General features: G+C 63.0%; 27 protein-coding genes. 18 read left to right on the plus strand and 9 right to left on the minus strand.

All coding sequences use genetic code 11. The features are described 5' to 3' along the window. Positions 1-89: 89 nt before the first annotated feature. Genes AC3IR3_RS15130 through pilG form a run of 3 tightly spaced genes read right to left on the minus strand, consistent with a single transcriptional unit; the run spans position 90 to position 1,401 of the window. Positions 90-635 (minus strand): chemotaxis protein CheW, encoded by a 546-nt coding sequence (locus AC3IR3_RS15130; RefSeq protein WP_132144631.1) that lies wholly within the window; start codon positions 633-635, stop codon positions 90-92. A 7-nt stretch (positions 636-642) separates the two neighbouring features. Then, a complete protein-coding gene (locus AC3IR3_RS15135; RefSeq protein ID WP_132144629.1) occupies positions 643-1,014 on the minus strand; it encodes a response regulator in 372 nt (123 codons plus the stop codon). Positions 1,015-1,044: 30 nt separating this feature from the next. Then, the gene (gene pilG, locus AC3IR3_RS15140) at positions 1,045-1,401 is read right to left on the minus strand and encodes a twitching motility response regulator PilG (protein WP_132144704.1); all 357 of its coding nucleotides are present in this window, start codon (positions 1,399-1,401) and stop codon (positions 1,045-1,047) included. A gap of 355 nt (positions 1,402-1,756) precedes the next feature. Between pilG and gshB the strand changes: the two genes are divergently transcribed. Continuing rightward, complete coding sequence (gshB, locus tag AC3IR3_RS15145) at positions 1,757-2,698, plus strand: glutathione synthase (protein WP_489193307.1); 942 nt, start codon at positions 1,757-1,759, stop codon at positions 2,696-2,698. Next, positions 2,695-3,555: an energy transducer TonB gene (locus tag AC3IR3_RS15150; protein WP_489193309.1), complete on the plus strand. Its 861-nt coding sequence runs from the start codon at positions 2,695-2,697 to the stop codon at positions 3,553-3,555. Before gshB ends, AC3IR3_RS15150 begins: the two co-directional genes overlap by 4 nt. Positions 3,556-3,796: 241 nt before the next feature. Here the strand turns inward: AC3IR3_RS15150 and AC3IR3_RS15155 are convergent, their stop codons facing one another. Continuing rightward, positions 3,797-4,105 carry a hypothetical protein gene (locus AC3IR3_RS15155; RefSeq protein WP_489193310.1) on the minus strand — a complete coding sequence of 103 codons (309 nt, stop codon included), beginning with the start codon at positions 4,103-4,105 and terminating at the stop codon, positions 3,797-3,799. Between the two features lie 102 nt (positions 4,106-4,207). On the opposite strand from AC3IR3_RS15155, the gene AC3IR3_RS15160 reads away from it, so the two are divergent. The 5 genes from AC3IR3_RS15160 to AC3IR3_RS15180 all read left to right on the plus strand — a co-directional run bounded on the left by AC3IR3_RS15160 (position 4,208) and on the right by AC3IR3_RS15180 (position 9,536). Continuing rightward, complete coding sequence (locus AC3IR3_RS15160; RefSeq protein ID WP_489193312.1) at positions 4,208-4,771, plus strand: YqgE/AlgH family protein; 564 nt, start codon at positions 4,208-4,210, stop codon at positions 4,769-4,771. A gap of 7 nt (positions 4,772-4,778) precedes the next feature. Further along, the gene (gene ruvX / locus AC3IR3_RS15165; protein ID WP_489193313.1) at positions 4,779-5,198 is read left to right on the plus strand and encodes a Holliday junction resolvase RuvX; all 420 of its coding nucleotides are present in this window, start codon (positions 4,779-4,781) and stop codon (positions 5,196-5,198) included. Between the two features lie 92 nt (positions 5,199-5,290). Continuing rightward, entirely contained in the window at positions 5,291-6,217 is a 927-nt protein-coding gene (locus AC3IR3_RS15170) for an aspartate carbamoyltransferase catalytic subunit (RefSeq protein WP_489193315.1), read from the plus strand. 86 nt (positions 6,218-6,303) lie between these two features. Then, positions 6,304-8,091 carry a hypothetical protein gene (locus AC3IR3_RS15175; protein ID WP_489193316.1) on the plus strand — a complete coding sequence of 596 codons (1,788 nt, stop codon included), beginning with the start codon at positions 6,304-6,306 and terminating at the stop codon, positions 8,089-8,091. 84 nt (positions 8,092-8,175) lie between these two features. Continuing rightward, positions 8,176-9,536 (plus strand): IS3 family transposase gene (locus tag AC3IR3_RS15180; RefSeq protein ID WP_489193317.1). Its coding sequence is split into 2 segments (ribosomal slippage): positions 8,176-8,647 and positions 8,647-9,536, totalling 1,362 coding nucleotides; the frame shifts between segments, so codons are not numbered across the junction. A gap of 82 nt (positions 9,537-9,618) precedes the next feature. Here the strand turns inward: AC3IR3_RS15180 and AC3IR3_RS15185 are convergent. Then, positions 9,619-10,512, minus strand: a complete 894-nt coding sequence (locus tag AC3IR3_RS15185) for a LysR family transcriptional regulator (RefSeq protein WP_489193319.1) — start codon at positions 10,510-10,512, stop codon at positions 9,619-9,621. A 209-nt stretch (positions 10,513-10,721) separates the two neighbouring features. Between AC3IR3_RS15185 and AC3IR3_RS15190 the strand changes: the two genes are divergently transcribed. The 3 genes from AC3IR3_RS15190 to AC3IR3_RS15200 are packed head-to-tail and all read left to right on the plus strand — an operon-like array spanning position 10,722 to position 12,232. Further along, entirely contained in the window at positions 10,722-11,420 is a 699-nt protein-coding gene (locus AC3IR3_RS15190) for an SDR family NAD(P)-dependent oxidoreductase (protein ID WP_489193320.1), read from the plus strand. 26 nt (positions 11,421-11,446) lie between these two features. Then, complete coding sequence (locus tag AC3IR3_RS15195) at positions 11,447-11,776, plus strand: carboxymuconolactone decarboxylase family protein (RefSeq protein WP_489193322.1); 330 nt, start codon at positions 11,447-11,449, stop codon at positions 11,774-11,776. Between the two features lie 45 nt (positions 11,777-11,821). Next, positions 11,822-12,232: a (R)-mandelonitrile lyase gene (locus AC3IR3_RS15200; protein WP_489193324.1), complete on the plus strand. Its 411-nt coding sequence runs from the start codon at positions 11,822-11,824 to the stop codon at positions 12,230-12,232. A gap of 74 nt (positions 12,233-12,306) precedes the next feature. Here the strand turns inward: AC3IR3_RS15200 and AC3IR3_RS15205 are convergent, their stop codons facing one another. Continuing rightward, the gene (locus AC3IR3_RS15205; RefSeq protein ID WP_489193326.1) at positions 12,307-13,194 is read right to left on the minus strand and encodes a LysR family transcriptional regulator; all 888 of its coding nucleotides are present in this window, start codon (positions 13,192-13,194) and stop codon (positions 12,307-12,309) included. 122 nt (positions 13,195-13,316) lie between these two features. On the opposite strand from AC3IR3_RS15205, the gene AC3IR3_RS15210 reads away from it, so the two are divergent. From AC3IR3_RS15210 to AC3IR3_RS15220, 3 genes are all read left to right on the plus strand, one after another. Beyond that, positions 13,317-14,348 (plus strand): alpha/beta hydrolase, encoded by a 1,032-nt coding sequence (locus tag AC3IR3_RS15210; protein WP_489193328.1) that lies wholly within the window; start codon positions 13,317-13,319, stop codon positions 14,346-14,348. A gap of 82 nt (positions 14,349-14,430) precedes the next feature. Continuing rightward, positions 14,431-15,672, plus strand: a complete 1,242-nt coding sequence (locus tag AC3IR3_RS15215; RefSeq protein WP_489193329.1) for an MFS transporter — start codon at positions 14,431-14,433, stop codon at positions 15,670-15,672. A 355-nt stretch (positions 15,673-16,027) separates the two neighbouring features. Beyond that, entirely contained in the window at positions 16,028-16,393 is a 366-nt protein-coding gene (locus AC3IR3_RS15220) for a BON domain-containing protein (RefSeq protein ID WP_489193330.1), read from the plus strand. Positions 16,394-16,487: 94 nt separating this feature from the next. On the opposite strand, the gene AC3IR3_RS15225 is transcribed toward AC3IR3_RS15220, so the two are convergent. Continuing rightward, positions 16,488-17,651 (minus strand): PilT/PilU family type 4a pilus ATPase, encoded by a 1,164-nt coding sequence (locus AC3IR3_RS15225; RefSeq protein WP_132144611.1) that lies wholly within the window; start codon positions 17,649-17,651, stop codon positions 16,488-16,490. Between the two features lie 157 nt (positions 17,652-17,808). Next, positions 17,809-18,846, minus strand: coding sequence for a type IV pilus twitching motility protein PilT (locus AC3IR3_RS15230; protein WP_132144609.1), 1,038 nt, complete (start codon positions 18,844-18,846; stop codon positions 17,809-17,811). Between the two features lie 240 nt (positions 18,847-19,086). On the opposite strand from AC3IR3_RS15230, the gene proC reads away from it, so the two are divergent. The 5 genes from proC (at position 19,087) to AC3IR3_RS15255 (ending at position 23,624) form a co-directional block, all read left to right on the plus strand. Next, positions 19,087-19,911 carry a pyrroline-5-carboxylate reductase gene (proC, locus tag AC3IR3_RS15235; RefSeq protein ID WP_489193332.1) on the plus strand — a complete coding sequence of 275 codons (825 nt, stop codon included), beginning with the start codon at positions 19,087-19,089 and terminating at the stop codon, positions 19,909-19,911. Then, positions 19,908-20,483: a YggT family protein gene (locus AC3IR3_RS15240; protein WP_489193334.1), complete on the plus strand. Its 576-nt coding sequence runs from the start codon at positions 19,908-19,910 to the stop codon at positions 20,481-20,483. Before proC ends, AC3IR3_RS15240 begins: the two co-directional genes overlap by 4 nt. 2 nt (positions 20,484-20,485) lie before the next feature. Further along, positions 20,486-20,902 (plus strand): DUF4426 domain-containing protein, encoded by a 417-nt coding sequence (locus AC3IR3_RS15245; protein ID WP_489193335.1) that lies wholly within the window; start codon positions 20,486-20,488, stop codon positions 20,900-20,902. A gap of 48 nt (positions 20,903-20,950) precedes the next feature. Beyond that, positions 20,951-22,066 (plus strand): calcium:cation antiporter, encoded by a 1,116-nt coding sequence (locus tag AC3IR3_RS15250; RefSeq protein WP_489193337.1) that lies wholly within the window; start codon positions 20,951-20,953, stop codon positions 22,064-22,066. A 199-nt stretch (positions 22,067-22,265) separates the two neighbouring features. Further along, positions 22,266-23,624, plus strand: coding sequence for a TolC family outer membrane protein (locus tag AC3IR3_RS15255; protein ID WP_489193338.1), 1,359 nt, complete (start codon positions 22,266-22,268; stop codon positions 23,622-23,624). An 80-nt stretch (positions 23,625-23,704) separates the two neighbouring features. Here AC3IR3_RS15255 and AC3IR3_RS15260 read toward each other — a convergent pair whose 3' ends face one another. Continuing rightward, a complete protein-coding gene (locus AC3IR3_RS15260) occupies positions 23,705-25,819 on the minus strand; it encodes a bifunctional (p)ppGpp synthetase/guanosine-3',5'-bis(diphosphate) 3'-pyrophosphohydrolase (protein WP_489193340.1) in 2,115 nt (704 codons plus the stop codon). Positions 25,820-25,849 lie beyond the last annotated feature (30 nt).

Raw genomic sequence — 25,849 nt, forward strand, 5'->3', positions numbered from 1 at the left:
CGGTTTTGCCGCCCCTGCATTTTCCCGTACGACGGCGTGACACCGTCGCTCCTGTACCGGAACACCTCGCGGCGCCCCGTTCCCCCACGCTACAGCGCGGCCTGCCTGAAATCCGGTGCACGTACCAGCCGGCTCATGCTGAACAGGCCGAAAGCCTGTTCAGCCAACCGGACATTGCCTTCGACGAAACGCGCGAGGCGCGGATCGGTTTCTTCTTCCGAACTTCCGCGCTGCTCGTCGTCGATCGTGCGCTGACCGAATACCTCATCGACCAGCAATCCGACCGTCCCGCCGTGCTGCCGCACCAGCAGCAGACGCGTACGCTCAGACGACGGCGTACGCTCGTCGAACAGGAAGCGTCCGAGGTCGATCGCCGGAATCAGATTGCCGCGGACGTTCGCGACACCCATCAACCAGGCCTGCGTGCCCGGCACATGGGTCAGCGTCGGCACGGCGAGGAGCTCGTTGATTTCCTCGATGCCGCTGACGAAGCTGCGCCGCCCTACGCGAAAACCGATGCCGCGCCACAGACCCAGCGCCTCGATGCGCTCGGATGCTCCCGCCGAATGGGCGAGGCAGCGGCGTTCGTAGAGGGCAAGCAGTTCGAACGGCGAAAGTGCTGCGACTGCGCTCATGGCGACCTCAGTGGGCTTTCGGCAGCAGATTGTCGATGCATGCAAGGAGTTCCTTCTCGTTCACCGGCTTGGTGATGAAGGCTTTGGCTCCCTGACGCAGACCCCAGACGCGATCGGTTTCCATGGACTTAGTCGTGATCATGACCACCGGGACATCCGCGGTGGCGGGATCGCGACTGAGCGTGCGCGTGGCCTGGAAGCCATTCATGCCGGGCATGATGACGTCCATGATGACCAGGTCCGGCTTGTGCACACGGATGCGCTCGATGCCATCCTCGGCATTGTCCACGCTGGACACGGAAAAACCCGCCTTTTCGAGCAGCGTAGTGAACACGCGTACGTCGGTGGGCGAGTCGTCGATGATTAGAATATTTGCCACGCGTCCCCCTAGACGTCGACAGCAGCGAACTTAAACGGCAGTCGCATATCGGTGGATCGCGCCGAGCAGCTCGTCGCGAGTAAAAGGTTTGGTCAGGTACTGCTCGGCGCCTACGATACGGCCCCGCGCCTTGTCGAACAGGCCGTCCTTGGACGACAGCATGATCACCGGCGTAGCCCTGAAGTGCGGATTATTCTTTATCAGCGCGCATGTCTGATACCCGTCGAGCCGGGGCATCATGATGTCCACGAAGATGATGTGCGGTTTCTGGTCTGAAATCTTGGCCAGCGCCTCGAAACCGTCGACCGCCGTCAATACGTCGCACCCTTCCTTTTTGAGGAGGGTTTCTGCCGTACGTCGGATGGTTTTCGAGTCGTCTATGACCATGACCCGCAGTCCGGCCAGGTCGGTACCACGTCCGTTTTCGTTCACTACGCCCCCGTACCACCCAAGACTACAGTTCAAGGCCCACGATAACCCGGATGGTTCCGGTTAACCGTGCGCAAATCGACGACCGGGGCAAATAGCCGCCCCGACGGCACGCTCTTCGGCGTTCCGCCTAGTGTCGCTGTTTAGCGGGTGGCCAGCATAACGTCAAGCTGAATTGTTCGTATTAGCCGGGAATCCCCTCGCTAAGAGGGTGTCGGCCGCCAACCCCGAAGGCTTTAGGCGCCGCCCGTGGGCAGGACAGCTCGCGCGGCACTAAACTCCGCGCTTCGCCTTTGCAGGTCAGGAAGCCGTCATGCCCCTTTCCGTCGCCGTCCTCATGGACCCGATCCGTTCCATCAAGATCGCCAAGGACTCCACGTTCGCCATGCTGCTGGAAGCCCAGCGCCGCGGGCATACCCTGTTTTACATGGAGCAGGGCGATCTGGCCCTGCGCGGGGGCGATGCCTGGGCCAGGCTCCGTCCGCTCGCCGTCCGCGAGGACCCGGCGAACTGGTACACCCTGGGCGAAGCCGCCTGGCGCCCGCTGGGCGAGATCGATATCGCCCTCGCCCGCAAAGACCCACCGGTCGACAGCCAGTTCGTCTACGACACCATGGTGCTGGAACGGGCCCAGCGCGCCGGCACGCGCGTGGTCAACGATCCGCGCTCCCTGCGCGACTGCAACGAGAAACTGTTCGCCCTGGATTTCCCCCAATGCATCGCGCCGACGCTGGTTTCCCGCGATGCGGGCGAACTGAAGCGCTTCGTCGCCGAACACGGCGAGGCGGTGCTGAAGCCGCTGGACGGCATGGGCGGGCGTGGCATCTTCCGCGTACGCCACGGCGACAGCAATCTGAACTCCATGCTGGAAACCCTGCTCGACGGGGCGAAACATTTTGCGATCGCGCAGAAATACATCCCCGAGATCGTCAGCGGCGACAAGCGCATCCTGCTGATCGACGGCGAGCCGGTGCCCTACGCTCTGGCGCGCATCCCGCAGGGCGACGAATTCCGCGGCAATCTGGCGGCCGGCGGACGTGGCGAAGGCGTGCCGCTCAGCGAGCGCGATCGCTGGATCGCCACCCAGGTGGCGCCCGAACTACGCAAGCGTGGACTGCGTTTCGTCGGCCTCGACGTCATCGGCGACTACCTGACCGAGATCAACGTCACATCCCCGACATGCATCCGTGAACTCGACGCCCAGTTCGGCCTTAATATTGCCGGGCTGCTCTTCGACGCCATCGAGGCCCAATGACTTCCCGCCCCACCGGCGCCGACCTGATCGGCGCCACCCTGCTCTTTTCCCTGCTGGTGCACGGCGTGGTGGTCCTCGGCATCACGTTCGATTTCGACAAACCGAAACCCAGCCTGCCGACGCTGGACGTCACCCTCGTGGACGTCGCCAATAGCGAAGCACCGGACAAAGCGGACTTCCTGGCCCAGGCGAACAACTCGGGCGGCGGCGACCGGGACAAGGCGGCGCGTCCGTCCGAGCCCGTGTCCGGCCCCCTGCCCACGCCCAACCGGGGCGTCGTCCCCACGCCGAAGGAAGCCTCGGCCCCAGCCCCGCGCGACGCCGCGGACGCCCAGTTGCTGACCACCAGCGGCGCCGCCGGCTTCACGGTCGACACCCAGAAAGAGCGCACGGCCCAGCGCGAACGCCCGGTGCCCGTTTCCGACGAGGAAGTGGAGCGCAAGCTCGAAATGGCGCGCCTCAGCGCCGAAGTGCGCGAGCAGTCGCAGGCGTATGCCAAGCGCCCGAAGAAGAAGTACATCTCCTCGAACACGCGCGAATACGTCTACGCCGCCTACATGAAGGGCTGGGTCGGCCGCGTGGAACGCGTGGGCAACCTCAACTATCCCGACGAGGCGCGCCGGCAGGACATGCACGGCGAACTGGTGCTTACCGTTGGCCTGAACCGCGACGGCAGCATCAAGAGCATGGATGTCATCAAGAGTTCCGGGCACAAGCTGCTGGACGATGCCGCCCAGCGCATCGTGCGTCTTTCGGCCCCCTTCCCCAGCCTGCCGCCGGATAAGAGCAAGGTGGATGAGTTGTACATCACGCGTACGTGGCAGTTTTTGCCGGGGAATGTGTTGCGGAATTATTGAGGGGGCTGTCGTTTTTCGACGGAATATCTACCCCTCATCGTCGCCCCTGCGCAGGCAGGGGCCCAGCGCGACCACGTATGCATGGGCGTTATCGCCGAGGGTCGTGCTCTCAAGAGCGTGAATGGACGCTTTCGCGAAAACCGATTGCACCGCACCAGGCTCCTGCCTACGCAGGAGCGACGGTGAGGTATAGGGACGGTGAGGTATAGGTTGGTATAGCGATCGTGTCCGCCGCCTCGAACTACGGCAACAACTGATCCGCCTCGCTCACCGACGCCTTCCCCGTTTTCCTCTCGAACACGCAAAGCTCCCTGCCCGTTTTCCCCGCCATATGTTTCTGCGGATAGCGCCCTTCGAGCACCAGCGCGCTCACCGGGACACGGTCGTCGTAACGGATGATCCGCCCGACTGGCTTCACGTCGGCAAGACCGCTGGCAGCCCGGCAAGCCTTCTGGATCCGGGCGTCGTCGTCGGCCCAGGCTTTCGGCGAGGAGGCATGTGCGCCGAGCACCGTGAACAGGGCCAGCGCGAGTAAGGCGTAACGCAGCATCTGGACCTCCTTTCGTGGATGAAGCTCTGAGAATAAACCCTACAAATATCTCGCTGAACCGCTTCGCACGCACCCGTCACGGCGAGCGGCTACAATGCGGCCATGACGATCGCCAACACCTTCGCCGGGCAGTTTCTCATCGCCATGCCCACCCTCGCCGAACCTCCGTTCGCGCGGGGCGTCGCCTTTCTCTGCCAGCACGGGGAAGATGGCGCGGTCGGTCTGCTGATCAACCAGATATCCGAATACCGGTTGGGCGATGTCCTCGCGCAGATGAAGCTGACCTGCGACGATCCCGAAATCGCCGATTACCCCGTATTGATCGGCGGTCCCATCCAGCAGGAGCGCGGTTTCGTCCTGCATCGCGAGATCGGTCACTGGGATTCCAGTTACCGCGTGAACGAAGAATGGTCGGTCACCACGTCGCGCGACATTCTGGTGGCGATAGCGGCGGGCGAAGGCCCGCGCCGCGCATTGCTCACCCTGGGGTATGCCGGATGGGACGCGGGACAGCTCGAAAAGGAACTCATCGACAACGCATGGCTGACCACGCAGGCCCACGAGCGCATCGTGTTCGATACGCCGCTCGAGGAGCGCTGGATTGCGGCCGCGGGACTCATGGGCGTCGATCCTTTCCAGCTCGCCGGCTACGCCGGTCACGCCTGACCCCACGATGAGCTCCCTGTTCGGTTTCGATGTCGGCACGAAAATCGTGGGTATTGCCGTGGGCAATCGCCTGACCGGTACCGCGCGCGGATTGGCCGCCGTTCCCGTACGCGACGGCGAACCGGACTGGCAGGTTATCGACCGGCTTCACGGCGAATGGCTGCCCGTCGAACTGGTCGTGGGACTCCCGCTGGATATCGACGGCAAGGACCAGCCGATGACGCGCACCGCGCGCAAATTCGCCACACGGATCGGCGAACGCTACGGACTGCCGGTCGCCCTGGTGGACGAGCGCCACAGTTCCCAGGAAGCCGCCCGGCGTTTCGCCGCGGGTCGCGCCGCGGGACTGCGCAAACGGTCCGACGCGCTGACCATCGACGCGGAAGCCGCGGCTGTCATTCTCGAAAGCTGGCTGGCACAGTCGTGACAGGACGCATGCCCCACCCTTCTGTTGTAGAAGCGCCCTTGAGCGCTCCTGCAAATAACCCCATCCGTTTCCACCCTTAATCCGAGGCTGTCATGTCCAACCGTCTGCGCCATCTGACCACGCTGGAGAATCTGCCGCGCGAGACGATCGAGCGACTGCTAGACCGCGCGGGAACGATGCGCGACGGCTGTGCCCATGGCACGCGCAAGCTCGACCTGCTGGCCGGACGCACCGTACTGAACCTGTTCTTCGAACCGTCGACGCGTACGCGTACATCGTTCGAACTGGCGGCACGGCGCCTGGGTGCCGACGTCATCAATTTCGATATCGGCTTCTCGTCGACCGCGAAGGGCGAAGAGCTTTTCGACACGTTGCACACGCTTGAAGCCATGCACATGGACGCCATCATCGTCCGGCACAAGGAATCGGGCACACCCGAGTCCCTGGTCCGCCACGCCATGAGCGGTGTCGCCGTGATCAACGCCGGCGACGGCAATCGCGCGCACCCCACCCAGGGCCTGCTCGATGCGCTGACCATTCGCCAGCACCATCCCGATTTCAGCGATCTGATCGTCACCATCTGCGGCGACGTGAAGCATTCGCGCGTCGCCCGCTCCGATGTGCATGCGTTTTCGGCATTGGGTGCGAAGGAAATCCGGCTGTGCGGTCCGGCATCGCTGATGCCCGATCCGGCCGAGGTCCCGGGCTGCAAGATTTACGACAACTTCGACCGAGCCATCGACGGGGCCCATGCGGTCATCATGCTGCGCCTTCAGAAAGAGCGCATGGCCGCGACGGACCTGCCGGACGAACAAGCCTATTTCACCCGTTACGGCCTGGACGGCGCGCGACTGAAACGCGCGGCGCCCGGATGCCTGGTCATGCACCCGGGCCCCATCAACCGGGGCATCGAGATCGCGACCGACGTCGCGGACGGTGCCCAGTCGCGCATTCTGGAACAGGTCGCCAACGGCGTATTCGTACGCATGGCGGTACTGGCGGAGGTCATGGGGCGCTAGCACCCCCGACGTGGAGTCCGTACAGGATGCGGGGCATTTCGGCATAATGCCGACCTGCGACATAGATGATAACCATGGGGAAATACATGCGACCGACGAAGCGATTGATCGCGCTCGGCCTTACCAGCGTCCTGCTGGCGGCCTGCGGCCACAAAGACAAGGATGCTCCGCTGGCCTTCGTGCCGGCCGACACGCCGTACGTACTGGCGAACCTCGACGTACTGGACGACGACACACGTAACGCCATGGTCGCGCAGCTCAATACGCAGCTGCCCGCCCAGGTCCTGCAGATGAAGGCAGCCGCCGAGCAGATGGCCGCCAAGGGCAATGCCGAAGGCGCCCGTCTGGTCAACGCCCTCGCGGCGGAACTCGATGGCAAGACCATCGAGCAGGTCGCTAAAAACGACGGTTTCGACCTGAAGGGCCGGTCCGCCTTCTTCGGCCTGGGCCTCAGCCCCGTCGCCCGCATCGAGCTGGCCGACCCGGCAGCTTTCGAAGGCCTCGTCGGCCGTATCGAAACGGCTTATGGCCAGAAGCTCGAAACGGCTACTGTCGGTGGCCAGTCCTATCGCCATGTCACGCCGAAGGATTCGGGCGTACAGCTGATCCTCGCGGTCGTCGGCAAGCAGGCCGTGGGTACGTTGCTGCCCGCCGATGCCGGCGAGCCGCTGATCCGTCAGGCGCTGGGCCTCGACCGCCCCGCGAAGAACATCCAGGACGACGGCCGTCTCGACGACCTGGCCAAGGAAAAGGGCTATAAGCCGTACGCCATCGGCCAGGTCGACGTGGTCCGTCTGCTGCCGCTGATCGCCGGTGGCAAGGACCCGCTGTTCACCTCCCTGAGCAAGCACAAGGCCATCGCCGAAGCCGCCGAGAACGGCACGCCGGCGCCGACCGCCGCGCCGGAAGTGCCGGCCAGCTGCCAGACCGACGCGGCACGTATCGCCGCGCGCGTTCCGTCCATGAGCTTCGGTTATACCCGTCTGGATGCGAAGCATCAGGACCAGCGCTTCGACATCGCCCTCGCCGACGACGTCACGAAGGCTTTCTCGGGCCTGAAGGTCGAACTGCCGGGTCTTGGACAGAACGCCGACGCTCCGTTCGACGTCAGCATCGCTCTGCCCATGGAACAGCTACGTACGTTCTGGACCGCCCAGGCCGACGCCGTTGCCGCCAAGCCGTTCACCTGCCCCAGCCTGACCGATCTCAACGACGGTTTCGCCAAGGTCGGCTCGACCATGCAGCAGGCGGCCATTCCGCCGTTCGGCGACATCCGTGGTCTGCGCATCGTGCTCGATTCGTTCAAGGCAGCCGATCCCGCTGCCGCCACGCAGGTGCCCACGTTCAGCGGTCGCATCGTGATCGGTACACGCAATCCGGCGGGCCTGGTCGCACTCGGCCAGACCGTACTCGGCGGCGCGAACCTGAAGCTCGCCAATGACGGCAAGCCTGCCGCGCTTCCGCAGAACCTTACCGCCATGGTCGGTCAGCCGGCGTGGGCCGCCATGAACGATATCGCGCTCGCGATCGGTTTCGGTCAGGGCGAAGACACACGTCTTGGCGACGCACTGAAAGCCAGCACGGGCGATGCGGGCCGCTCGGCACGCATGCATCTCACCGGCGACATGTATCGCACGTGGATCGACCTGATGTCGGACAAGGCCGAAGCCTATGCCGAAGCCACCGCGGCCAGTGCGGCGGCGGCCGACGGCACCGATGCGGACCCCGAGAAAGAGGGCGCCGCCGCGGCACAGCGTTCGAAGCTGCAGTTCCAGACGATGCGCGCACAGGCCGATCGCATCGTTTCGGTATCCGCCGAAGCGCATGTCGACGACAAGGGCATGGTCATCACCGGCCAGAGCGAACTTAAGTAACTGTTCGCCATGTAGTTAAAAAAAGGCGCCTCAGTGAACTGACCCCCGGAAGTTGGACACCCGTCCAATCTCCGGGGGTTTTTCATGGCGAAGTACGACAAGTCATTCAAGCTAAAGGTCGTCAGGCAGTGCCTGTCGGGGCGCGCGGGCGTTAAAACGGTAGCCCGAACCCACGATCTGACTCATTCGATGGTGAGGCGCTGGGTCGCGAGTTATCAACAACACGGGGCCGCTGGCTTGGCGAGGAAGTTCAGTCGGTATGACGCCCGCTTCAAGTTGGGGGTTTTGCGACGGATCGGGCGCGACGGACTGTCGCTTCAGCAAGCGGCGGCGATCTTTGATATCCGCAATCCCACCCTTATCGCGATTTGGCAGCGCCGCTATGATTCGGAAGGAGTGGGCGCGCTGGCACCCAAGCCCCGAGGACGCCCCAAGGTCATGGCCGCTCCCAAACCGCCCAAACCTACGCCGCTCAAGCCCGACGAAGAGCTCACCCGAGAGGAACTGCTCGATGCGCTGGCAGATTCGCGTGCGGAGCTTGCTTACCTAAAAAAACTCGATGCCTTGATCCAGGAGAAGAAGGCAGCAGCGCAGAAAAAACGCAGCTGATCCTTGGATTGAGGCATAAGCATCCACTTCCCAGGCTGCTAAAGGCAGCCGGGTTGCCGCGCAGCACCTTCTATTACCACCTCAAAGCCCTTGAGGTGGAGGACCCGCATGTCGGTCTCAAAAGGCGGATTCGTTCCATCTACGACCGTCACCGGGGCCGCTATGGCTACCGCCGAGTCGCCGCACAGGTTCGGCAGGATGGCGAGGCGGTCAACCACAAAAAGATCCAGCGACTGATGCAGTCGATGGGTCTCAAATCCTTGGTTCGACCCAAGAAATACCGTTCATATCGAGGCGCGCTCTCGGTCGCTGCGCCCCATATCCTGCAGCGCCAATTCACGGCAGACCAGCCCAACAAGCGGTGGGTCACGGACGTGACCGAGTTCAACGTCCGCGGTGAAAAGCTCTATCTCTCACCGGTCCTGGATCTCTACAACGGCGAAATCGTGGCTTATCAGACATCGCGACGGCCGGTCTTTCAGATGGTCGCCACCATGCTGAAGAAGGCCATCGGGAAGCTGGGGGCTGGCGACACGCCAATACTGCACTCCGACCAGGGCTGGCAGTACCAGATGGCCGCCTACCGGCACGAACTGGCATCACGACAGATCACCCAGAGCATGTCGCGCAAAGGGAATTGCCTCGACAACGCGGCCATGGAAAGCTTCTTCGGCACCCTGAAATCTGAGTTCTTCTATCGTGATCACTTCGACTCGATCGAACAGCTTCAGCACGGTATCCGACGTTACATCCACTACTACAATCACGATCGCATCAAGCTCAAACTAAAAGGCCTGAGCCCGGTTCAGTACCGGACCCAGGCCTTGAGTGCCTAGCGCTCATACTGTCCAACTTCTTGGGGTCAGTTCACAGGGCGCCTTTTTTTTGAGTGCCTACTTCCTGAAGCGCTGCGTGAAGTCAGGTCCGTATCTGAAGTGTCTTGACGATCAGAGCAAACGCGGCCGAATGTTGCCGCCGGCTCGGATAGAAAAGGCGGTAGCCTGGATAAGACGGCGACCAGTCTTCGAGCACGGCTTGCAGGACGCCTTGCTCGATGTAAGGCCTCACCTCTCCCTCGGGGACGTACGCGAAGCCAAGGCCGGCGATGGCGGCCCCGACCATCATGCCGAGGCTGTTGAAGGTGCATTGCCCATCGACGCGAACATTCATCTCGCGTCCGTCCTTCTCGAACTCCCAGGCATACAGTCCGCCGCGCGTCGGAAGGCGAAGGTTGATGCATCTGTGTTCCAGAAGGTCTTGTGGTGTCGATGGCACCCCGTTTGCCGCGACATAGCCTGGCGCTCCGACGACGAGCAACCTCTGGTCTTCGCTAATGGGAATGGAGACCATGTCCTTGGCGACCACGTCGCCGAGGCGCACGCCGGCGTCATAGCGCTCGGCGACGATATCCGTCAGACCGTAGTCGATGATGACCTCGACCTTGATGTCGGGATAGGCGGGAAGAAGCGTCGCCAGCTTCGGCAGCAGGATAGCCTCGGCCGCGTACTCATCCGTCGTGATTCGCACATTCCCGGATGGCGTATCCCTGAGGTCGCCGAGCGCCGATATCTCACCCCGGATTTCGTCGATCCGCGGCGCGACCGATTCCAGCAATCGCGTTCCGGCCTGCGTCGCGGAAACGCTGCGAGTGTTGCGGTCGAGAAGGCGAAGGCCAATCCGTTCCTCGACGGCGCGCACGGTCTGGCTAAGGGCTGACTGCGACACGCCCAGCTTGGCCGCTGCCCTCGTAAAGCTGCCTTCTCGCGCCACGGTCAGCACGGCTTCCAGATCGTCGAGACTTTCGCGCGTCATAGTCGGATCCGCTATTAGTTATTAGAAGTACTTATAGGACCATTCTGATTATAGCTATTTACCGATTTATGGCGAGACTCCAAAGTGACGGAGTGGGACCGTGTCCGAACCGGGTCCCGACTTAACTCACGAGCCCAAGGAATTCCGCCATGAACCCTACTTACGATTTCTCTGGCCAGGTCGCCCTTATCACGGGTGCGGCGTCTGGCATGGGCCGCGTCACGGCAAAGGCCTTCGCCGAGGCAGGCGCGGCGTTGGTACTCGTCGACCGCGATGAGAAGAACCTGCAGGAAACCGCTGCCGGGATCGTCGCCGCCGGCGGCAAGGCCGTTGCGCTCGCTGGTGACGTGGCGGATGAAGACCTGGCAAAACGCGCAGTCGAACGCGCTGTCGCGGAATTCGGCCGGCTCGACATGGCCTATAACAACGCGGGCATTCTCGGACCGATGTGCCCGATGATGGAGGAGACCGGCGAGGGCTATGACGCGGTCAACGCCGTCAACCTTCGCGGTGTCTGGACCTTCATGAAGCACGAGTTGATCCAGATGAAGAAGCAGGGCCGCGGCGCCATCGTCAACTGCTCGTCGCTGGGCGGGCTGGTTGGCCTCCCTGGTCGCGCTGCCTATCACGCCACCAAGCACGGCGTCATCGGCCTCACCAAAAGCGCGGCGCTCGATGTCGCGGCGGACGGCATTCGCGTGAACGCCATTTGTCCCGGTTGCGTCGATACGCCGATGGGTGACGGGATCGACCCCGATGCCATGAAGGCGTTCCTGAAGGAACAGCCGATCGGTCGCGCGGGGCGCCCTGAGGAAATCGCCGCCGTCGTCCTCTGGCTTTGCAGTCCGGCATCGAGCTTCGTGCTCGGCGTGGCGTTGCCAGTCGACGGCGGCTTCACCACGCACTGATATCAAGCAAACGAGGAAACCAGTTCATGAGTGATGAACCCACCAACGCGCGAAAGGCCTTTGGCGATATCGCCCCGCACCTGGCCGAGATTACCGACAAGGTGCTGTTCGGCGACGTTTGGGAGAATCCGGCTCTGTCGAAGCGCGACCGGAGTCTCGTTGCGATCAGCAGTCTCATCTCGCTTTATCGTATCAACGAGTTGCCCTTCCATCTGAAGCGAGCGCTGGAAAACGGCGTCAGCAAGGAGGAGGTCGTCGCGACGATCACACACCTGGCGTTCTACGCTGGATGGCCACCCGCGATGACGGCGTTGACCATTGCGCAGAAGGTCTTCGCGGAAGCGGATGCTGGATAGCGACATGGCCAAGCTCATAAGAACATCTATTGAGAGGAACCCAACATGGAACTGAAGCGCGCAGGCTCGCAACCGTCCCAGAAGGGACCCGAGGCCTATTTCACAGGCACGGTGCGGATCGATCCCCTTAACGCACCGCCGGCACCTGCCAGACATTCGTGCGCGGCTGTGACCTTCGAGCCGGGTGCCCGATCGGCCTGGCATACCCATCCGCTCGGCCAGACCCTCCTGGTAACAGCAGGGTGCGGCTGGACGCAATGTGAAGGCGAGCCCATCGTGGAGATTCGCGCCGGCGACGTCATCTGGTGTCCGCCAGGCCATAAACACTGGCATGGCGCATCACCCACCACGGCCATGACCCACATTGCCATTCAAGAGGCACTGGACGGTAAGAACGTCGTCTGGATGGAGAAGGTGACTGACGACGAATACTCGGCAGGACCGCCAAACGGCTGATACGCGAATAGCAATGCAAGGGCGGGCGACAACGTGGCCACCATCGTCTGGTGCCGAATCGCGACAGCACGCTTCTACATCCGCAGTGCGTCCAGGACGAGCGAAAACGCAGGTGACGGCTGCCGACGGCTCGGGTAATACAAGTGGTAACCGGAAAACGGCGGACACCACGCGTCAAGCACGCGGACTAAGCCGCCCTCTTCGATATGCGGACAGAACTCTTCCTCCGGCAGGAAGGCGATTCCTAACCCGTCAAGGGCAGCAATGACCATGTGGTGAGGGGTGTTAAAGGTCACCTGACCATCCACCCGTACATTGACTTGCCGGCCGCGACGCTCGAACTCCCATACGTACAGGCCGCCATGCGTAGGAAAGCGTAGGTTGATGCAACGGTGTCGGGTCAGATCCTCCGGGACCTTGGGAATCGGGTGTTCCCGGAAATACGCTGGGGAGGCGACGGCGGCCATCCGAAGCCTGGAGCTGACAGGCATCGCGATCATGTCTTTGTCGACGCTCTCGCCGAGTCGCACCCCCGCATCGAAGCGGTCGGCCACGATGTCCCGAAAACCGTAGCTGACATCGAATTCGAGGTAAACGTCCGGATACCGGTGCATTAAAGGCATCAGCCGTGGCAGCAAGATAGTGCGCAGCACGTGGTCCCCACTGGTGATACGAACCGAACCGGCCGGTTTGTCCCGAAGTGCCGTCAGCGCATCCAGTTCCGCCTCTATCTCGTCAAACCGGTTGGCGATGGCCCCTAGCAGCCGTTCCCCGGCGGGCGTGGTTGACACGCTGCGCGTGCTCCGGGTGAGTAGCCGGATCTCCAGCCGTGCTTCCAGGGCCTTGATCGCTTGGCTAAGCGCCGACTGGGTCACGCCCAGCACCGCGGCCGCCCGGGTAAAGCTGCCTTCGCGGGCGACGGTAACAAAGGCCAGAAGATCGTTGAGATTGCGTCGTGCCATGAGTGCAGTCTGCCACGGCTTATTAATTAGAGAATCTAATAGGGCATACAAGCATTCATCATCTTATCAGGCCATTGTCGCAAGCCGACAATAGATCCTTCCCCGATCCGGACCCTCCGATCATGAAAAAGATTCTAGCGCTGCTTGCGCTGCTGATCAGTCCACTCGTCGCAACAGGAGCCGATATGTCGCACGGTGCAAATAACTTCTACACGAGCGACCGAGTGGTCATGCAAAAGGTTACCTTCAAAAACCAATACCACATGACCGTGGTTGGCAATATTTTCTTCCCGAAGGATTTGGATCGCAGCACCCGGCACGCCGCGCTCGTCGTGGGCCATCCGATGGGGGCGGTCAAAGAACAAAGCGCGAATCTCTACGCAACGAAGATGGCCGAACAGGGCTTCGTCACGCTCTCGTTCGACATGTCGTTTTGGGGCGAGAGCGAGGGGCAGCCGCGCAACGCGGTCTCGCCCGAGATCTACGCCGAAGATGTGAGCGCGGCGGTAGATTTTCTGCGGAGCCAGGCGTTCGTCGACAAGGAGCGTGTAGGTGCTATCGGCATCTGTGGTAGCGGCAGCTTCGTCATCAGCGCGGCCAAGATCGATCCCCGCATCAAAGCCATCGCGACCGTCAGCATGTACGACATGGGCGCCGCCAGCCGAAACGGACTGCGACAGGCTCTTTCCGTTGAGCAGCGCAAGGCGGCTATTGCCGCCGCCGCAGCTCAGCGCGACGTGGAGTTTGCCGGAGGAGTCACGAAGTACACCGGCGGGACAGTTCATCAGTTGGACAACAATACCGACCCCGTCCAACGGGAGTTCTATGACTTCTACCGCACACCGCGCGGCGAATTCACACCCGCCAGCTCGTCGCGGCAACTGACGACACATCCCACGCTTACCAGCAACGTGAAGTTCATGAATTTCTACCCGTTCTCAGACATCGAGACGATTTCGCCGCGACCGATGCTGTTCATCACGGGCGCTGCCGCGCACTCCCGCGAGTTCAGCGAAGAGGCGTATCGGCTGGCCGGTCAGCCCAAGGAACTGGTAATCGTCCCAGGTGCCGGACATGTCGACCTTTACGACCGCGTCGACCTTATCCCGTTTGACAAGCTGACGACTTTCTTTAAGCAGAGCCTGCATAAGTGACTCATCGAGAAGTCGACGGGTCGCCGCACTCGCACGGCAAGCAAGCACCATCCATCCCAACGACCACAGGCACGGCGAAGGCATGATTACATCGACGACAATCGGCGAGAGGCCGAACCAGCACGAGACGATGCAACCGGCTCACTGGAGCGGCGTCTTCGCGATGTCGCTATGCATATTCGTTTTGATCGCCTCCGAGTTCATGCCGGTCAGCCTGCTTACTCCGATAGCTGCCGACCTTCGTGTTAGCCAGGGCATGGCCGGGCAAGGCATCGCCATCTCCGGCGCATTGGCCGTCGTGACCAGCCTGTCGATCGCCGCTCTCGCCGGAACTACGAACCGAAAGACGCTATTGCTTGTGTTGACGGGGTTGATGGCGGTGTCCGGTGCGGTTGTCGCGTCAGCCCACAACTACCTGACGTACATGGTGGGCCGCGCGCTCATCGGTGTGGTCATTGGCGGCTTCTGGTCCATGTCGGCGGCCACCGCGATGCGTTTGGTGCCGAGCACCCGGGTGCACCGTGCCCTGGCCATCTTCAACGGCGGCAACGCGTTGGCAACCGTCGTGGCAGCGCCTCTCGGCAGCTATCTAGGTTCGGTCATGGGCTGGCGTGGCGCCTTCTTCTGCCTGGTGCCGGTAGCGGGCATCGCTCTGGCGTGGCAGTGGGTTAGCCTGCCGGCCATGAAGGTCCGCGACCGCTCGTCGGACGGTGGTGGCATCTTCAAGGTATTGAAGAGTCGAACGGTTGCCTTGGGCATGGCCGCTTGCGGCACCTTCTTCATGGGACAGTTCGCGCTATTCACCTATGTGCGCCCGTTCCTTGAGACGATCACACACGTTGCCGTGGCCAGTCTTTCGCTTGTCCTGCTCGTCATCGGCATCGCGGGGAGTATCGGCACTGCCCTGGTCGGCACATTCCTTAAACGAGGCATGTACCGGACACTGATCGCCATCCCCATCCTGATGGCGGTTATCGCCCTGGCCCTTATTCCCGCAGGTCCCTGGATCGCCCCGGTTGCCGTGCTACTGGGAGCGTGGGGCCTGGTGTCGACGGCGGCCCCGGTCGGATGGTGGAGCTGGATCGCCCAGGCGATGCCCCAGAACGCCGAGGCCGGTGGCGGCCTGATGGTGGCAACGATCCAGCTGGCCATCGCCTTCGGATCAACCGCCGGCGGCGTGCTGTTCGATCGCGGCGGATACCGGAGCACGTTCGTGATGAGCGCGGCCGTCCTGCTGCTGGCAGCCTTCTTGACGTATATGACCTCGCGCGCGACAGCGATGAGTCCTGCATTGGTCAGGACCGCTAGAGGCGCGATGCCATGATCACTGAGAGGCGTAGCGCGGCCCACCGCAGTCACCGGCTTTCCGAAGCCGAGCGTTTCCAACACACGCGGCGGCCAGGATTGCTGGGCTGCTTCAGCACAGTGTTTGGTTTGCTGGTTCTCGGGAGGTGCGAGGCAGCGCAACCCTCGACGCCCGCTCATGGCGCCGTGTCTCCGGGCCTTTGCTGCCAAAGAGCGTGCCTGCTCATCAAACCGAACGCACACTAAATGGATATCTGAACGAACCGTCGCGCAGGGCACGAATCGTTCACGGATGCGCTGTTTCTATTGGCGCCGCGGTACGACCGCTGCCGAACGCAGCACTTACCGTCGTCCCATCCATGAAGGAGTTCACCATGAACCATGCAACCATTCGTAAGGCCCTCTTTGCTGCCGCCCTTGTTGCAGGCCTCGGCGCAGTACCGTTCGCCCAGGTGAGCGCCCAGGATTCCGCTGCCAAGACCAGCGACAACCAGACCGTACCCGGCAAGGCCGACGATGCCTGGATTACCACCAAGGTGAAGTCGGAATTCGCTACGAAGAAAGCCGTCCACGGCTCGGACATCTCCGTGACGACGACCGAAGGTGTCGTCGCGCTGACGGGTAGCGTCACCACGGCCAAGGAAAAGACCAACGCCGAGAAGATCGCGAAGGCGGTCAAGGGCGTGAAGAGCGTCGATGCGAGCGGGCTGACCGTAGCGCCGGCTGCCGACGCTAAGTAAGACGTTTCGCGAGCGAAACCAAAAAGGGAGCCGAAAGGCTCCCTTTTTTGCGCGGTGCTTTCTGTGGGATCGCGCAGGCACGCTCCCACAGGAGTCATCGATGCAGCATGCCGCCGAACGTATTCCGGTTCGTCGACTCTTCGATCTCGACGCCTTCCAGTCCCTGCGAAAGCGTATGCGCATCGCCGCCCTGTGCGAGCTTGATACGCAGCCGCACTTCGTTCGAACTGTCGGCGTGACGCAGCGCGTCTTCGTAGGAGATCTCGCCCGCGTGGTAAAGCTCCACCAGGCTCTGGTCGAAAGTGCGCATGCCGAGCTGATTGGAATCGCGCATCAGCTCCTTCAGCTTGTGCACTTCGCCCTGGCGGATGTAATCCTGCGCAAGCGGCGTACCCAGCATCACTTCGACTGCCACGCGACGCGATTTGCCGTCGGGCGTGGGAATCAGCTGCTGCGCGACGATGCCCTTCAGATTCAGCGAAAGATCCATCAGCAGCGACTGGCGACGGTCTTCCGGGAAGAAGTGCAGGATGCGGTCCAGCGCCTGGTTGGCGTTGTTCGCATGCAGCGTACACAGGCACAGGTGGCCCGTTTCCGAGAAGTTGATCGCATGCTCCATCGTTTCGCGCGTACGCACTTCGCCGATCATGATGACGTCGGGTGCCTGGCGCAGCGTGTTCTTCAGCGCGTTCTCCCAGCTATCGGTATCGATACCGAGTTCGCGCTGGGTGACGATGCAGCCTTCGTGCTTGTGCACGTATTCGATCGGGTCTTCGATCGTGATGATGTGACCCGTCGAATTCTGATTGCGATAACCGATCATCGATGCGAGCGATGTCGACTTACCCGTACCCGTACCGCCCACGAAAATGATGATGCCGCGCTTGGTCATCGCCAGCTGCTTGACGATCGGCGGCAGGTTCAGTTCTTCGGGCGTGGGAATCTTCGATTCGATCCGGCGCAGCACCATGCCGACGCAGTTGCGCTGGTAGAAGCACGACACGCGGAAACGGCCGACGCCCGATGCGCTGATGGCGAACTGGCATTCGTGGGTTTTTTCGAACTCTTCGCGCTGCGAAGGCGTCATCACGTTGAGCACCATGTCGCGCGCCTGTTGCGCGGACAGCGGACTCTGCGTGATCGGGACGATGCGCCCCTGCACCTTCATGGACGGCGCCACACCGGCGGTGATGAACAGGTCGGATGCCTGTTTATGCACCATCAGCTTGAGGAATGAAGTGAAATCGAAGTCGCTCATGGCGAGCCCTCTTGTGGCCGGACCGGGCCGGCGCCCCTACGGGCGATCATATACCGCTGGAAAGCCTTGCGTTGTGGCGTGGTTGGCAGGAGCGGGGATGGGGGATGGGAAGCGGGGGCGCGAGTCCGTGCGCCCGCTTCCCATCCCCAGCTCTGCTCTACCTGAAGCCTTCCTTGTTCTTGGCATACTTACCCGCTTCCTGCCGCGTTACCAGGCCGCGCTTGACCAGATCCTGCAGCGTCTGGTCAAGCGTCTGCATGCCGTGCTGCTGGCCGGTCTGGATGGCCGAGTACATCTGCGCGACCTTGTCCTCGCGGATCAGGTTACGGATAGCCGGGATGCCGACCATGATTTCGTGGGCCGCGATACGACCGCCGCCGACCTTCTTCAGCAGCGACTGCGAGATGACCGCGCGCAGCGATTCGGAAAGCATCGAGCGGACCATCGGCTTTTCGCCGGCCGGGAAGACGTCGATGATACGGTCGATGGTCTTGGCCGCCGACGAGGTATGCAGCGTGCCGAACACCAGATGGCCGGTTTCCGCCGCGGTCAGCGCCAGCCGGATGGTTTCCAGATCGCGAAGCTCGCCGACGAGGATGTAGTCCGGATCTTCGCGGAGCGCGGAACGCAGCGCCTCGTTGAAGCCATGCGTATCGCGATGCACTTCGCGCTGGTTGACGAGGCACTTCTGCGACGTGTGCACGAATTCGATCGGGTCTTCGACCGTGAGGAGATGGCCGTATTCGTTCTTGTTGATGTGGTCGACCATCGCCGCCAGCGTCGTCGACTTGCCCGAGCCGGTCGGACCGGTCACCAGGATGAGACCCTGCGGCTGCTCGATCAGCTCGCGGAAAATCTTCGGCGCACCCAGGTCTTCCAGCGTCAGCACTTCGGACGGAATGGTACGGAATACGCCACCCGCGCCACGATTGTGGTTGAACGCATTCACGCGGAAACGGGCCAGACCGGGAATCTCGAACGAGAAGTCGGTTTCGAGGAACTCCTCGAAATCGCGGCGCTGCTTATCCGACATAATGTCGTAGATCAGCGAATGGACCTGCTTGTGCTCCAGCGCGGGGATGTTGATCCGGCGCACATCGCCGTCGACCCGGATCATGGGCGGCAGACCTGCGGAAAGATGCAAGTCGGAAGCCTTGTTCTTCACCGAGAAGGCAAGGAGTTCGGCGATATCCATCGGTGTCCCCTGATAAGTGGCTTGCGGCAGGGACTTTCGACCGGCGATCGGAAGCCGATCATGCCGTGCGCTTTCGCGAATCGAAGCCCCTGTGATTCTTATGACGCCCCGGGACCGGCCCGGAGTACGCGTTTCGCATAGGTAAACACGCCCCCACCGTCGGCGGCAAGGCGCGTCGCGTATATTCTTAGGTCGATGCCATGCTCGACTGTGACGTGGCGCACCGAAGAGACGAACTCAATGAGCCGGATTGCCTTCATCGGCGGAGGAAACATGGCGGCCAGCCTCATCGGCGGCCTGCTGCACAAGGGCAGCCAGCCCAGCAGCATCGCTGTCGCCGAGCCCCGGGCCGAGGTCTGCCAGGAGCTGTCGCGGCGTTACGGCGTGGCGACCTATGTCGATAACCTGGATGCCGTCGAAGGCGCCTCCACCGTGGTCCTGGCCGTCAAACCCCAGGTCATGGCGGACGTATGCCGCCAGTTGCAGCCCCAGATCCAGCGCCAGCGCCCCCTGATCGTTTCGATCGCCGCAGGCATCCGCATCGAACAGATGGAGCGTTGGCTGGGTGGCACCCTGCCCGTCGTACGCTGCATGCCCAACACGCCGGCGATGATCGGCGCGGGTGCCACGGCGCTGTACGCCAATGGCCGCGTCAGCCCGGTGCAGCGCGCGGAAGCGCAGCACCTGCTGGATGCCGCGGGACTCACCGTATGGGTGCCGGACGAGGACCAGTTGGACACCGTGACGGCCTTGTCCGGCTCGGGTCCGGCGTATTTCTTCCTGCTGGTCGAGGCGCTGGAAAACGCGGCCTTCGCCCAGGGGCTATCCCGTGAAACGGCAAGGGCCCTCGCGGCCCAGACGGCGCTTGGCGCGGGCCGCATGCTGACCGAAAGCGGCGAATCCGCCGCGACCCTGCGCCAGCGCGTCACCTCTCCGGGCGGCACCACGCAGGCCGCCCTCGAAAGTTTCGGTGCCGATGGCTTCAACGCCATCGTCGCACGCGCCGTCGACGCCGCCCGGCGTCGCGGCGGCGAACTGTCTCAAGCCATGGAATCGAACAAGTGAATTATCTGACCAACGCCGGCGGACTCATCATCAATTTCATCTTCGGCGCCGCCGTCGCGCTGTTCGTCCTGCGTCTGCTGGCCGAAGCCTGGCGCGCGGACTTCCACAATCCCATCTGCCAGTTCATTTACCGATACACCAATCCGGTGCTGCGTCCGCTTCGCAAAGTGCTGCCCAACTGGCGGCGGCTGAGCACGTCCGCGCTGGTCGTGGCGTGGCTGATCGAATGCCTGAAGGTCGTGCTGCTGATCGTAATCATGGGCTTCGTACCCAATCCGGTCGGCGTACTGGTGATGGGCGTCGCCGAGCTGCTCGATTTCGTGCTGCTGCTTTACATCGTGCTTATCGTCGTCTGGTCGCTGATGAGCATGCTGTCGACCGATCGTTACCATCCGGTAGCGCGTCTGGTCACCAGCATTACCGAGCCGCTGCTGCGCCCGTTGCGCGGTCGCATGGTGCTGGGCGGCCTGGACTTCTCGCCGGCCGTGGTCCTGCTGCTGCTGACGCTGGTACGTCTGCTTGTCGCGCAGCCACTGTCGGACATTGGCCAGCGATTGATGCTGGGACTGTAAGCATGACGATCTCCCGCGCGCTTCTCGCCGTACTGTTTGCCTGCTTCGCCATTCGTGCGCACGCGGGCGAGCAGGTCGCCGGCGCGAACGTTATCCGCTACAACGCGCTTGCCACGTCGAATCTGCCCGCCGCATCGGCGCAGCGCTACGGACTCACGCGCGCGGAAGACCAGGGCATCGTGATCGTTGCGGTGGCCCGTAGCAGCGACGATGGCGATGTACCGGCAACGGTGAAAGGCCGGGCGATGACGCTGATCGGCGCACCGGTGCCGATCTCGTTCCGTCGTGTCGAGGATGCGGGCACGGTGTCGTGGCTGGGAACATTCCGTATCCCGTCGCCCGGCGCGTTGCATTTCGTGCTGACCGTGACGCCGCGCGGCAGTGCAACGGAGACAGTGGACTTCACGCAGGATTTCTAGCCCGTTCTCCGCTAACCTCGGACGGAACCACCACCGCGAGGAACCCGCATGGCATCGTTCACGAAGTACGGACGACCGCTGCTCGCGTGGCTGACCGTCGCCCTGTTTCTCGTATTCGGTTCCGGCTGGATGTCCGAACTCAGCCGGCATACGGTGGGTATTTCGCTGTTCGCATGGCTGTTCGTCATGATCGTCTGGACCGCCTTCGGCGTGGTCCACGAGGCGGAAGAACTTGCGACACGGCTGGGCGAGCCCTTCGGCACGCTGATTCTCACGCTATCGATCGTCATTATCGAAGTCGCGCTTATCTCGGCGGTGATGCTCGGCGGGACCGGTACGGCAACGCTTGCCCGCGACACGATGTTCGCCGTATTGATGATCGTACTGAACGGCGTCGTCGGACTGGGTTTGCTTATCGGTGGCATACGTCATCACGAGCAGACGTTTAACCTGCAAGGCGCTTCGTCCTATCTGTCCGTCATCATTCCGCTGGCGACCATCGCCCTGGTGCTGCCGAACTTCACGACGTCCACGAGCGACGGCACCCTGAGTCCGGTGCAGGCCGTCGGCTTCTCGCTGTTGACGATGGCGTTGTACGGCCTGTTCCTCTGGCTACAGACGGGACGGCACAAAGGTTATTTCGTTGCGCCGAAATCGACCGCTCCCAACGAAGCGGAGCCGCCGCCGGAACCGCAGCCGAAGATGCCGCCACGGGAACTCGCGCGCCGGATCGGCATGCTGCTGGTCTACCTGCTGCCGATCGTCATCCTCTCCAAAAGTCTCGCCAAGGTCCTCGATTACGGCATCGACGCGACCGGCGCGCCGCCTGCGCTCGGCGGCATCATCATCGCGATGCTCGTCTTTACTCCCGAGGGCATTTCCGCGCTGATCTCGATTCGCGGCGATCAACTCACCCGCGCCATCAACCTGTGCCTGGGCGCCGCCGCATCCACCGTGGGCCTTACCGTGCCCGCCGTGCTGGCCATCGGGCTCTTTACCGGCCAGAGCGTCGTGCTCGGCCTGCCTCCCGCAAGCATCGTCCTTCTCACCGCGACCCTGGTACTCAGCGCCCTTACCTTTTCCGGCTGGCGTACCACGATGCTGGAAGGCGCGGTTCACCTGTCGATGTTCGTGGTGTTCCTCGTCCTGACATTCAGTCCCTGACCGCCTGCCCCGGATTCGGGAAGCTCCTGTCCGGCCTCGTCCGCGTACATGTCCGCGGACAGGGGGCCGGGCTGCGCAAACGGCGGGAGGTCGCAATGACCGTGGCCCGGGCAGCCCGGATCGCGTTGGCATGCGCATTGCAGATGCATCGCGCTAGCCACCGATCCGCACGCATACGCCGTGCGGCAAAAGGATGCCCATGCTCGTCGCACAACGTCTGTCGCTACTTCCCTTCCTCATCGGCCTCGGCCTGCTTTGCTCGTCGGCGCATGGCGAGGATCTGCTGGATGCCTTCCGTCAGGCCGTGGCCAACGACCCGGTGCTTGCCACCGCGCAGGCAACGCAGCGCGTGGCGGCGGCAGGCGTTCCCATCGCACGATCGGCCCTGCTGCCCCAGCTGACGGCGAATCTCAGCCTGACGCAGTACAGCGGTGGTAACGGGTCGTCCACCACGAGCGGAAACGGCAACATCATCGACACCGGTGCAGGCGGGCACGTCCGCGAACGCGCGGCGAGCGCCAATCTGGCGCAGCCGATCGTGAACCTTGCAAGCCTTGCCACCCTGCATGCGGCGCAGGCGACGAGAAGTTCGCAGGACGAAACGGAACGGGCTGCGCTGCAAGCCCTGTACGTCCGCGTCGCCACCGCCTATTTCAACGTCCTCATCGCTGAGGACGAACTGGAGGTATCGAAGTCGTACGAGGACGCCTACCAGCAGGAATTCGCCCAGTCCACCGAACGGTTCGCGGATGGCCTGGCCGCGGCATCGGACGTCGCCCAGTCCGAAGCGTATTACCACTACATCAAATCGCGGCGCATTACGGCCGAAGGTGCCCTGAAGGACACCAAGCGCGCGCTCGAACAGATCACGGGACAGCCCACGCCGGTGCTGAAGCGGCTGCGCGAGGAGTTGCCCATGCAATTGCCGGAGCCGAACAAACCCGAAGCCTGGGTCGACGCGGCGATGCACACCAACCCGTCGGTCCTCGCGTCCCGCTACGTCGTCGACGCGGACGAACACAAGATCAACGCAGCGCGCGCGGGCCACGCGCCGACACTGGGCCTGGCGGTCGGATACAGCAAGTACGGCAGCTGGTCCAATGCCCGTGCCGGCGGCGCGGGATACGGCCCGGGTACCACGTCGGTCGGCCTGCAACTGTCTGTGCCGATATTCAGCGGCGGTCTCGTGCACGCACAGGTAGGACAGGCCATCAGTCAGCGCGACGCGGACGAAGGCCTGGTGGAAACCCAGCGCCGACAGGCGGCGCGCGATGCGCTGAATTACTTCAACCTGATCGTCGACGGCGTGGACCAGGTCGCGAGCGCCCGGGCCGCGGTCGCCGCCGCAGGAAAAGCCCTCGAATCCATGCGCGCGGGCAACGATATCGGTACCCAGAGCCTCACCAACGTCGTGGTGGCCATTCAGTTGCTGGCGGAAACCAAGACCGAGTACACCCTGGTGCGCCATAACTTCGTGCTGAACCACATGCTACTGAAGCAGGCAGCGGGAACCATCGATCTGCACGATCTGGAAGACGTCAACCGATTGCTCGAATAGACGGTAGTCGCGTCGGCGGGACCTGGCCGATCGATCTCCAGGAGGGAAACTCCACTTTCCGGCAAGAACCGCGTCGTCGTTCAACGACCGCCGAGGCGGCGCGCGTCGATCACATTGGGCAACGCATTCAGCCGCCCGAGCAAGGTGGAAAGTTGCTCGTAATCCTTGACCCGCAGCGTGAAGCGCATCTCCACTTCGGCGGTGCGCACGTGGACGCGGCTCGACGACGCCACGATATGCGGACCCGAGTTACTGATCGTATTCGTGACGTCTTTCTGCAAACCCTTGCGATCGTAGCCGCGCAGTTCGATGTCGATCTCGTAAGCCTGCACTTCCACCCTGCCCCAGCTGACGTCGATCACGCGTTCCGGACTGCGCCGGGCAAGACGTTCCAGGCTCGCGCAGTCGGCGCGATGCACGGACACGCCGCGCCCACGGGTGATGAAACCGCGAACCGGATCGCCGGGCAGCGGCTGGCAGCAGCGGGCGAGCGTGGTGAGCAGGTTGCCCACGCCTTCGATGCTGAGCGCACCGCGATCGTGCTGCGCCGCGCGCGACGCGACCGGACTGCCCGATTGCGTGATTTCCGGCTCGACCGGCTCCTGCAACGAACGCGCGATCTGCCCCAGCGTGACTTCGCCGAGGGCGATGGCGATAAACAGTTCGTCCTGCGTTTTCAGACGGAACTGCGAAACCAGCTTCGCCGGCTCTACGTCGTCCAGCGCAAGGCGGCGTAGCTCGCGTTCCAGTGCCGTGCGCCCCGCGATGACGTTGGCATCGTGGGCCTCGCGCCGGAACCACGCGCGAACCTTTTCCCGCGCGCGCGACGTATTCAGATAACCGTGGTGCGCGGACAGCCAGTCGCGACTGGGTTCGGAGACCTTGGTCGTGAGGATCTCGATACGGTCGCCGCTACGTGGCTGTGCCGTCAGCGTAGCGATGCGTCCGTTGATCTTGGCGCCACGGCAGCGATGACCGACTTCGGTATGGATGTGATACGCGAAATCCAGCACGGTCGCGCCACGCGGCATGTCGACGACTTCGCCCTTGGGCGTCAGCGCGTAAACGCGGTCTTCCAGCAGTTCGGTATGGAACTCCGCGGCAAGCTCGGCTTCGTCGTCGCCGCGCGGTTCCAGCAGTTTGCGCATCCACGCGATCTTGGCTTCGAACTCCGCGTCCGCACCGCCACCTTCCTTGTAGCGCCAGTGCGCCGCGACGCCAAGTTCGTTGGCGCGATGCATCTCGTGCGTGCGGATCTGTACTTCGAGCGTCTTGCCCTGCGGCCCGATGACGGCCGTATGCAGCGACTGGTAGCCGTTGCCCTTGGGGCGCGCCACGTAATCGTCGAATTCGCCGGGAAGATGCGGCCAGAGGCTGTGCACCATGCCGAGCGCGGCGTAGCAATCCGCGACGCTGCCGACCAGGATGCGCACCGCGCGGATGTCGTACAGGTCGGAGAATTCCAGCTCCTTGCGCTTCATCTTCTTCCAGATGGAATAGATGTGCTTCGGACGTCCGGCAAGCTGGGCCTCGATGCCCGCGCCCGACAGTGCGACGCGCAGGTCTTCGAGGCACGCGGCGATGAATATCTCGCGGTCGGCGCGGCGTTCGTCCAACAGGCGCGCGATGCGGCGGTAGGTATCCGGCTGCAGATACCGGAACGCGAGGTCTTCCAGTTCCCACTTCAGCTGCCAGATACCCAGCCGGTTCGCGAGCGGCGCATGGATGTCGGAGGTGAGCTGCGCCAGTTCGCGCCGGTCGGCGTCGGCCAGCGACATGCCCGAACGCATGGCGGCTAACTGCCGGGCAAGCAAAACGAAAACGACGCGAAGATCGCGGATGATCGCCAGCAACAGACGGCGCAGCCCTTCGGCATCGGCGGGACCGCGTTGCGCATGCAACGCCCAGACCTTCTCCGCTTCGCGCTGACCGTCGATCAGGCGACGCAGCGACGGTGTCCACGCCGGCGAATGCAGCGCCCACGCTTCCGCCGACCCGGATACCAGCGCGAACCATAACGCGGAGGCGCAGGTTTCGTCGTCGCAACCGAGTAGCTGCAACAGTTCGATGACTGTTTCGGTTTCGGCGCGCACGGCCACCGGAAGCGCGGCGATGGCTTCGCGCGCACGGCTGGTCAGCGGCATCGAACCGCCGCTTTCCCGCCCCGCCGTTTCGCCCGTGATCGACGTATTCATGCCACCGCTGCCATGTGTGCCGTCCTGTCC

Source organism: Luteibacter sp. GL_149 (genome assembly GCF_057834065.1).

What these genes read in the sequence shown, in the direction of transcription:
- AC3IR3_RS15130 (WP_132144631.1), bottom strand. Translation starts at nt 635, where the DNA reads ATGAGCGCAGTCGCAGCACTTTCGCCGTTCGAACTGCTTGCCCTCTAC.
- pilG (WP_132144704.1), bottom strand. Translation starts at nt 1,401, where the DNA reads ATGGTCATAGACGACTCGAAAACCATCCGACGTACGGCAGAAACCCTC.
- gshB (WP_489193307.1), top strand. Translation starts at nt 1,757, where the DNA reads ATGCCCCTTTCCGTCGCCGTCCTCATGGACCCGATCCGTTCCATCAAG.
- AC3IR3_RS15150 (WP_489193309.1), top strand. Translation starts at nt 2,695, where the DNA reads ATGACTTCCCGCCCCACCGGCGCCGACCTGATCGGCGCCACCCTGCTC.
- AC3IR3_RS15155 (WP_489193310.1), bottom strand. Translation starts at nt 4,105, where the DNA reads ATGCTGCGTTACGCCTTACTCGCGCTGGCCCTGTTCACGGTGCTCGGC.
- AC3IR3_RS15160 (WP_489193312.1), top strand. Translation starts at nt 4,208, where the DNA reads ATGACGATCGCCAACACCTTCGCCGGGCAGTTTCTCATCGCCATGCCC.
- ruvX (WP_489193313.1), top strand. Translation starts at nt 4,779, where the DNA reads ATGAGCTCCCTGTTCGGTTTCGATGTCGGCACGAAAATCGTGGGTATT.
- AC3IR3_RS15170 (WP_489193315.1), top strand. Translation starts at nt 5,291, where the DNA reads ATGTCCAACCGTCTGCGCCATCTGACCACGCTGGAGAATCTGCCGCGC.
- AC3IR3_RS15175 (WP_489193316.1), top strand. Translation starts at nt 6,304, where the DNA reads ATGCGACCGACGAAGCGATTGATCGCGCTCGGCCTTACCAGCGTCCTG.
- AC3IR3_RS15185 (WP_489193319.1), bottom strand. Translation starts at nt 10,512, where the DNA reads ATGACGCGCGAAAGTCTCGACGATCTGGAAGCCGTGCTGACCGTGGCG.
- AC3IR3_RS15190 (WP_489193320.1), top strand. Translation starts at nt 10,722, where the DNA reads ATGGGCCGCGTCACGGCAAAGGCCTTCGCCGAGGCAGGCGCGGCGTTG.
- AC3IR3_RS15195 (WP_489193322.1), top strand. Translation starts at nt 11,447, where the DNA reads ATGAGTGATGAACCCACCAACGCGCGAAAGGCCTTTGGCGATATCGCC.
- AC3IR3_RS15200 (WP_489193324.1), top strand. Translation starts at nt 11,822, where the DNA reads ATGGAACTGAAGCGCGCAGGCTCGCAACCGTCCCAGAAGGGACCCGAG.
- AC3IR3_RS15205 (WP_489193326.1), bottom strand. Translation starts at nt 13,194, where the DNA reads ATGGCACGACGCAATCTCAACGATCTTCTGGCCTTTGTTACCGTCGCC.
- AC3IR3_RS15210 (WP_489193328.1), top strand. Translation starts at nt 13,317, where the DNA reads ATGAAAAAGATTCTAGCGCTGCTTGCGCTGCTGATCAGTCCACTCGTC.
- AC3IR3_RS15215 (WP_489193329.1), top strand. Translation starts at nt 14,431, where the DNA reads ATGATTACATCGACGACAATCGGCGAGAGGCCGAACCAGCACGAGACG.
- AC3IR3_RS15220 (WP_489193330.1), top strand. Translation starts at nt 16,028, where the DNA reads ATGAACCATGCAACCATTCGTAAGGCCCTCTTTGCTGCCGCCCTTGTT.
- AC3IR3_RS15225 (WP_132144611.1), bottom strand. Translation starts at nt 17,651, where the DNA reads ATGAGCGACTTCGATTTCACTTCATTCCTCAAGCTGATGGTGCATAAA.
- AC3IR3_RS15230 (WP_132144609.1), bottom strand. Translation starts at nt 18,846, where the DNA reads ATGGATATCGCCGAACTCCTTGCCTTCTCGGTGAAGAACAAGGCTTCC.
- proC (WP_489193332.1), top strand. Translation starts at nt 19,087, where the DNA reads ATGAGCCGGATTGCCTTCATCGGCGGAGGAAACATGGCGGCCAGCCTC.
- AC3IR3_RS15245 (WP_489193335.1), top strand. Translation starts at nt 20,486, where the DNA reads ATGACGATCTCCCGCGCGCTTCTCGCCGTACTGTTTGCCTGCTTCGCC.
- AC3IR3_RS15250 (WP_489193337.1), top strand. Translation starts at nt 20,951, where the DNA reads ATGGCATCGTTCACGAAGTACGGACGACCGCTGCTCGCGTGGCTGACC.
- AC3IR3_RS15255 (WP_489193338.1), top strand. Translation starts at nt 22,266, where the DNA reads ATGCTCGTCGCACAACGTCTGTCGCTACTTCCCTTCCTCATCGGCCTC.
- AC3IR3_RS15260 (WP_489193340.1), bottom strand. Translation starts at nt 25,819, where the DNA reads ATGAATACGTCGATCACGGGCGAAACGGCGGGGCGGGAAAGCGGCGGT.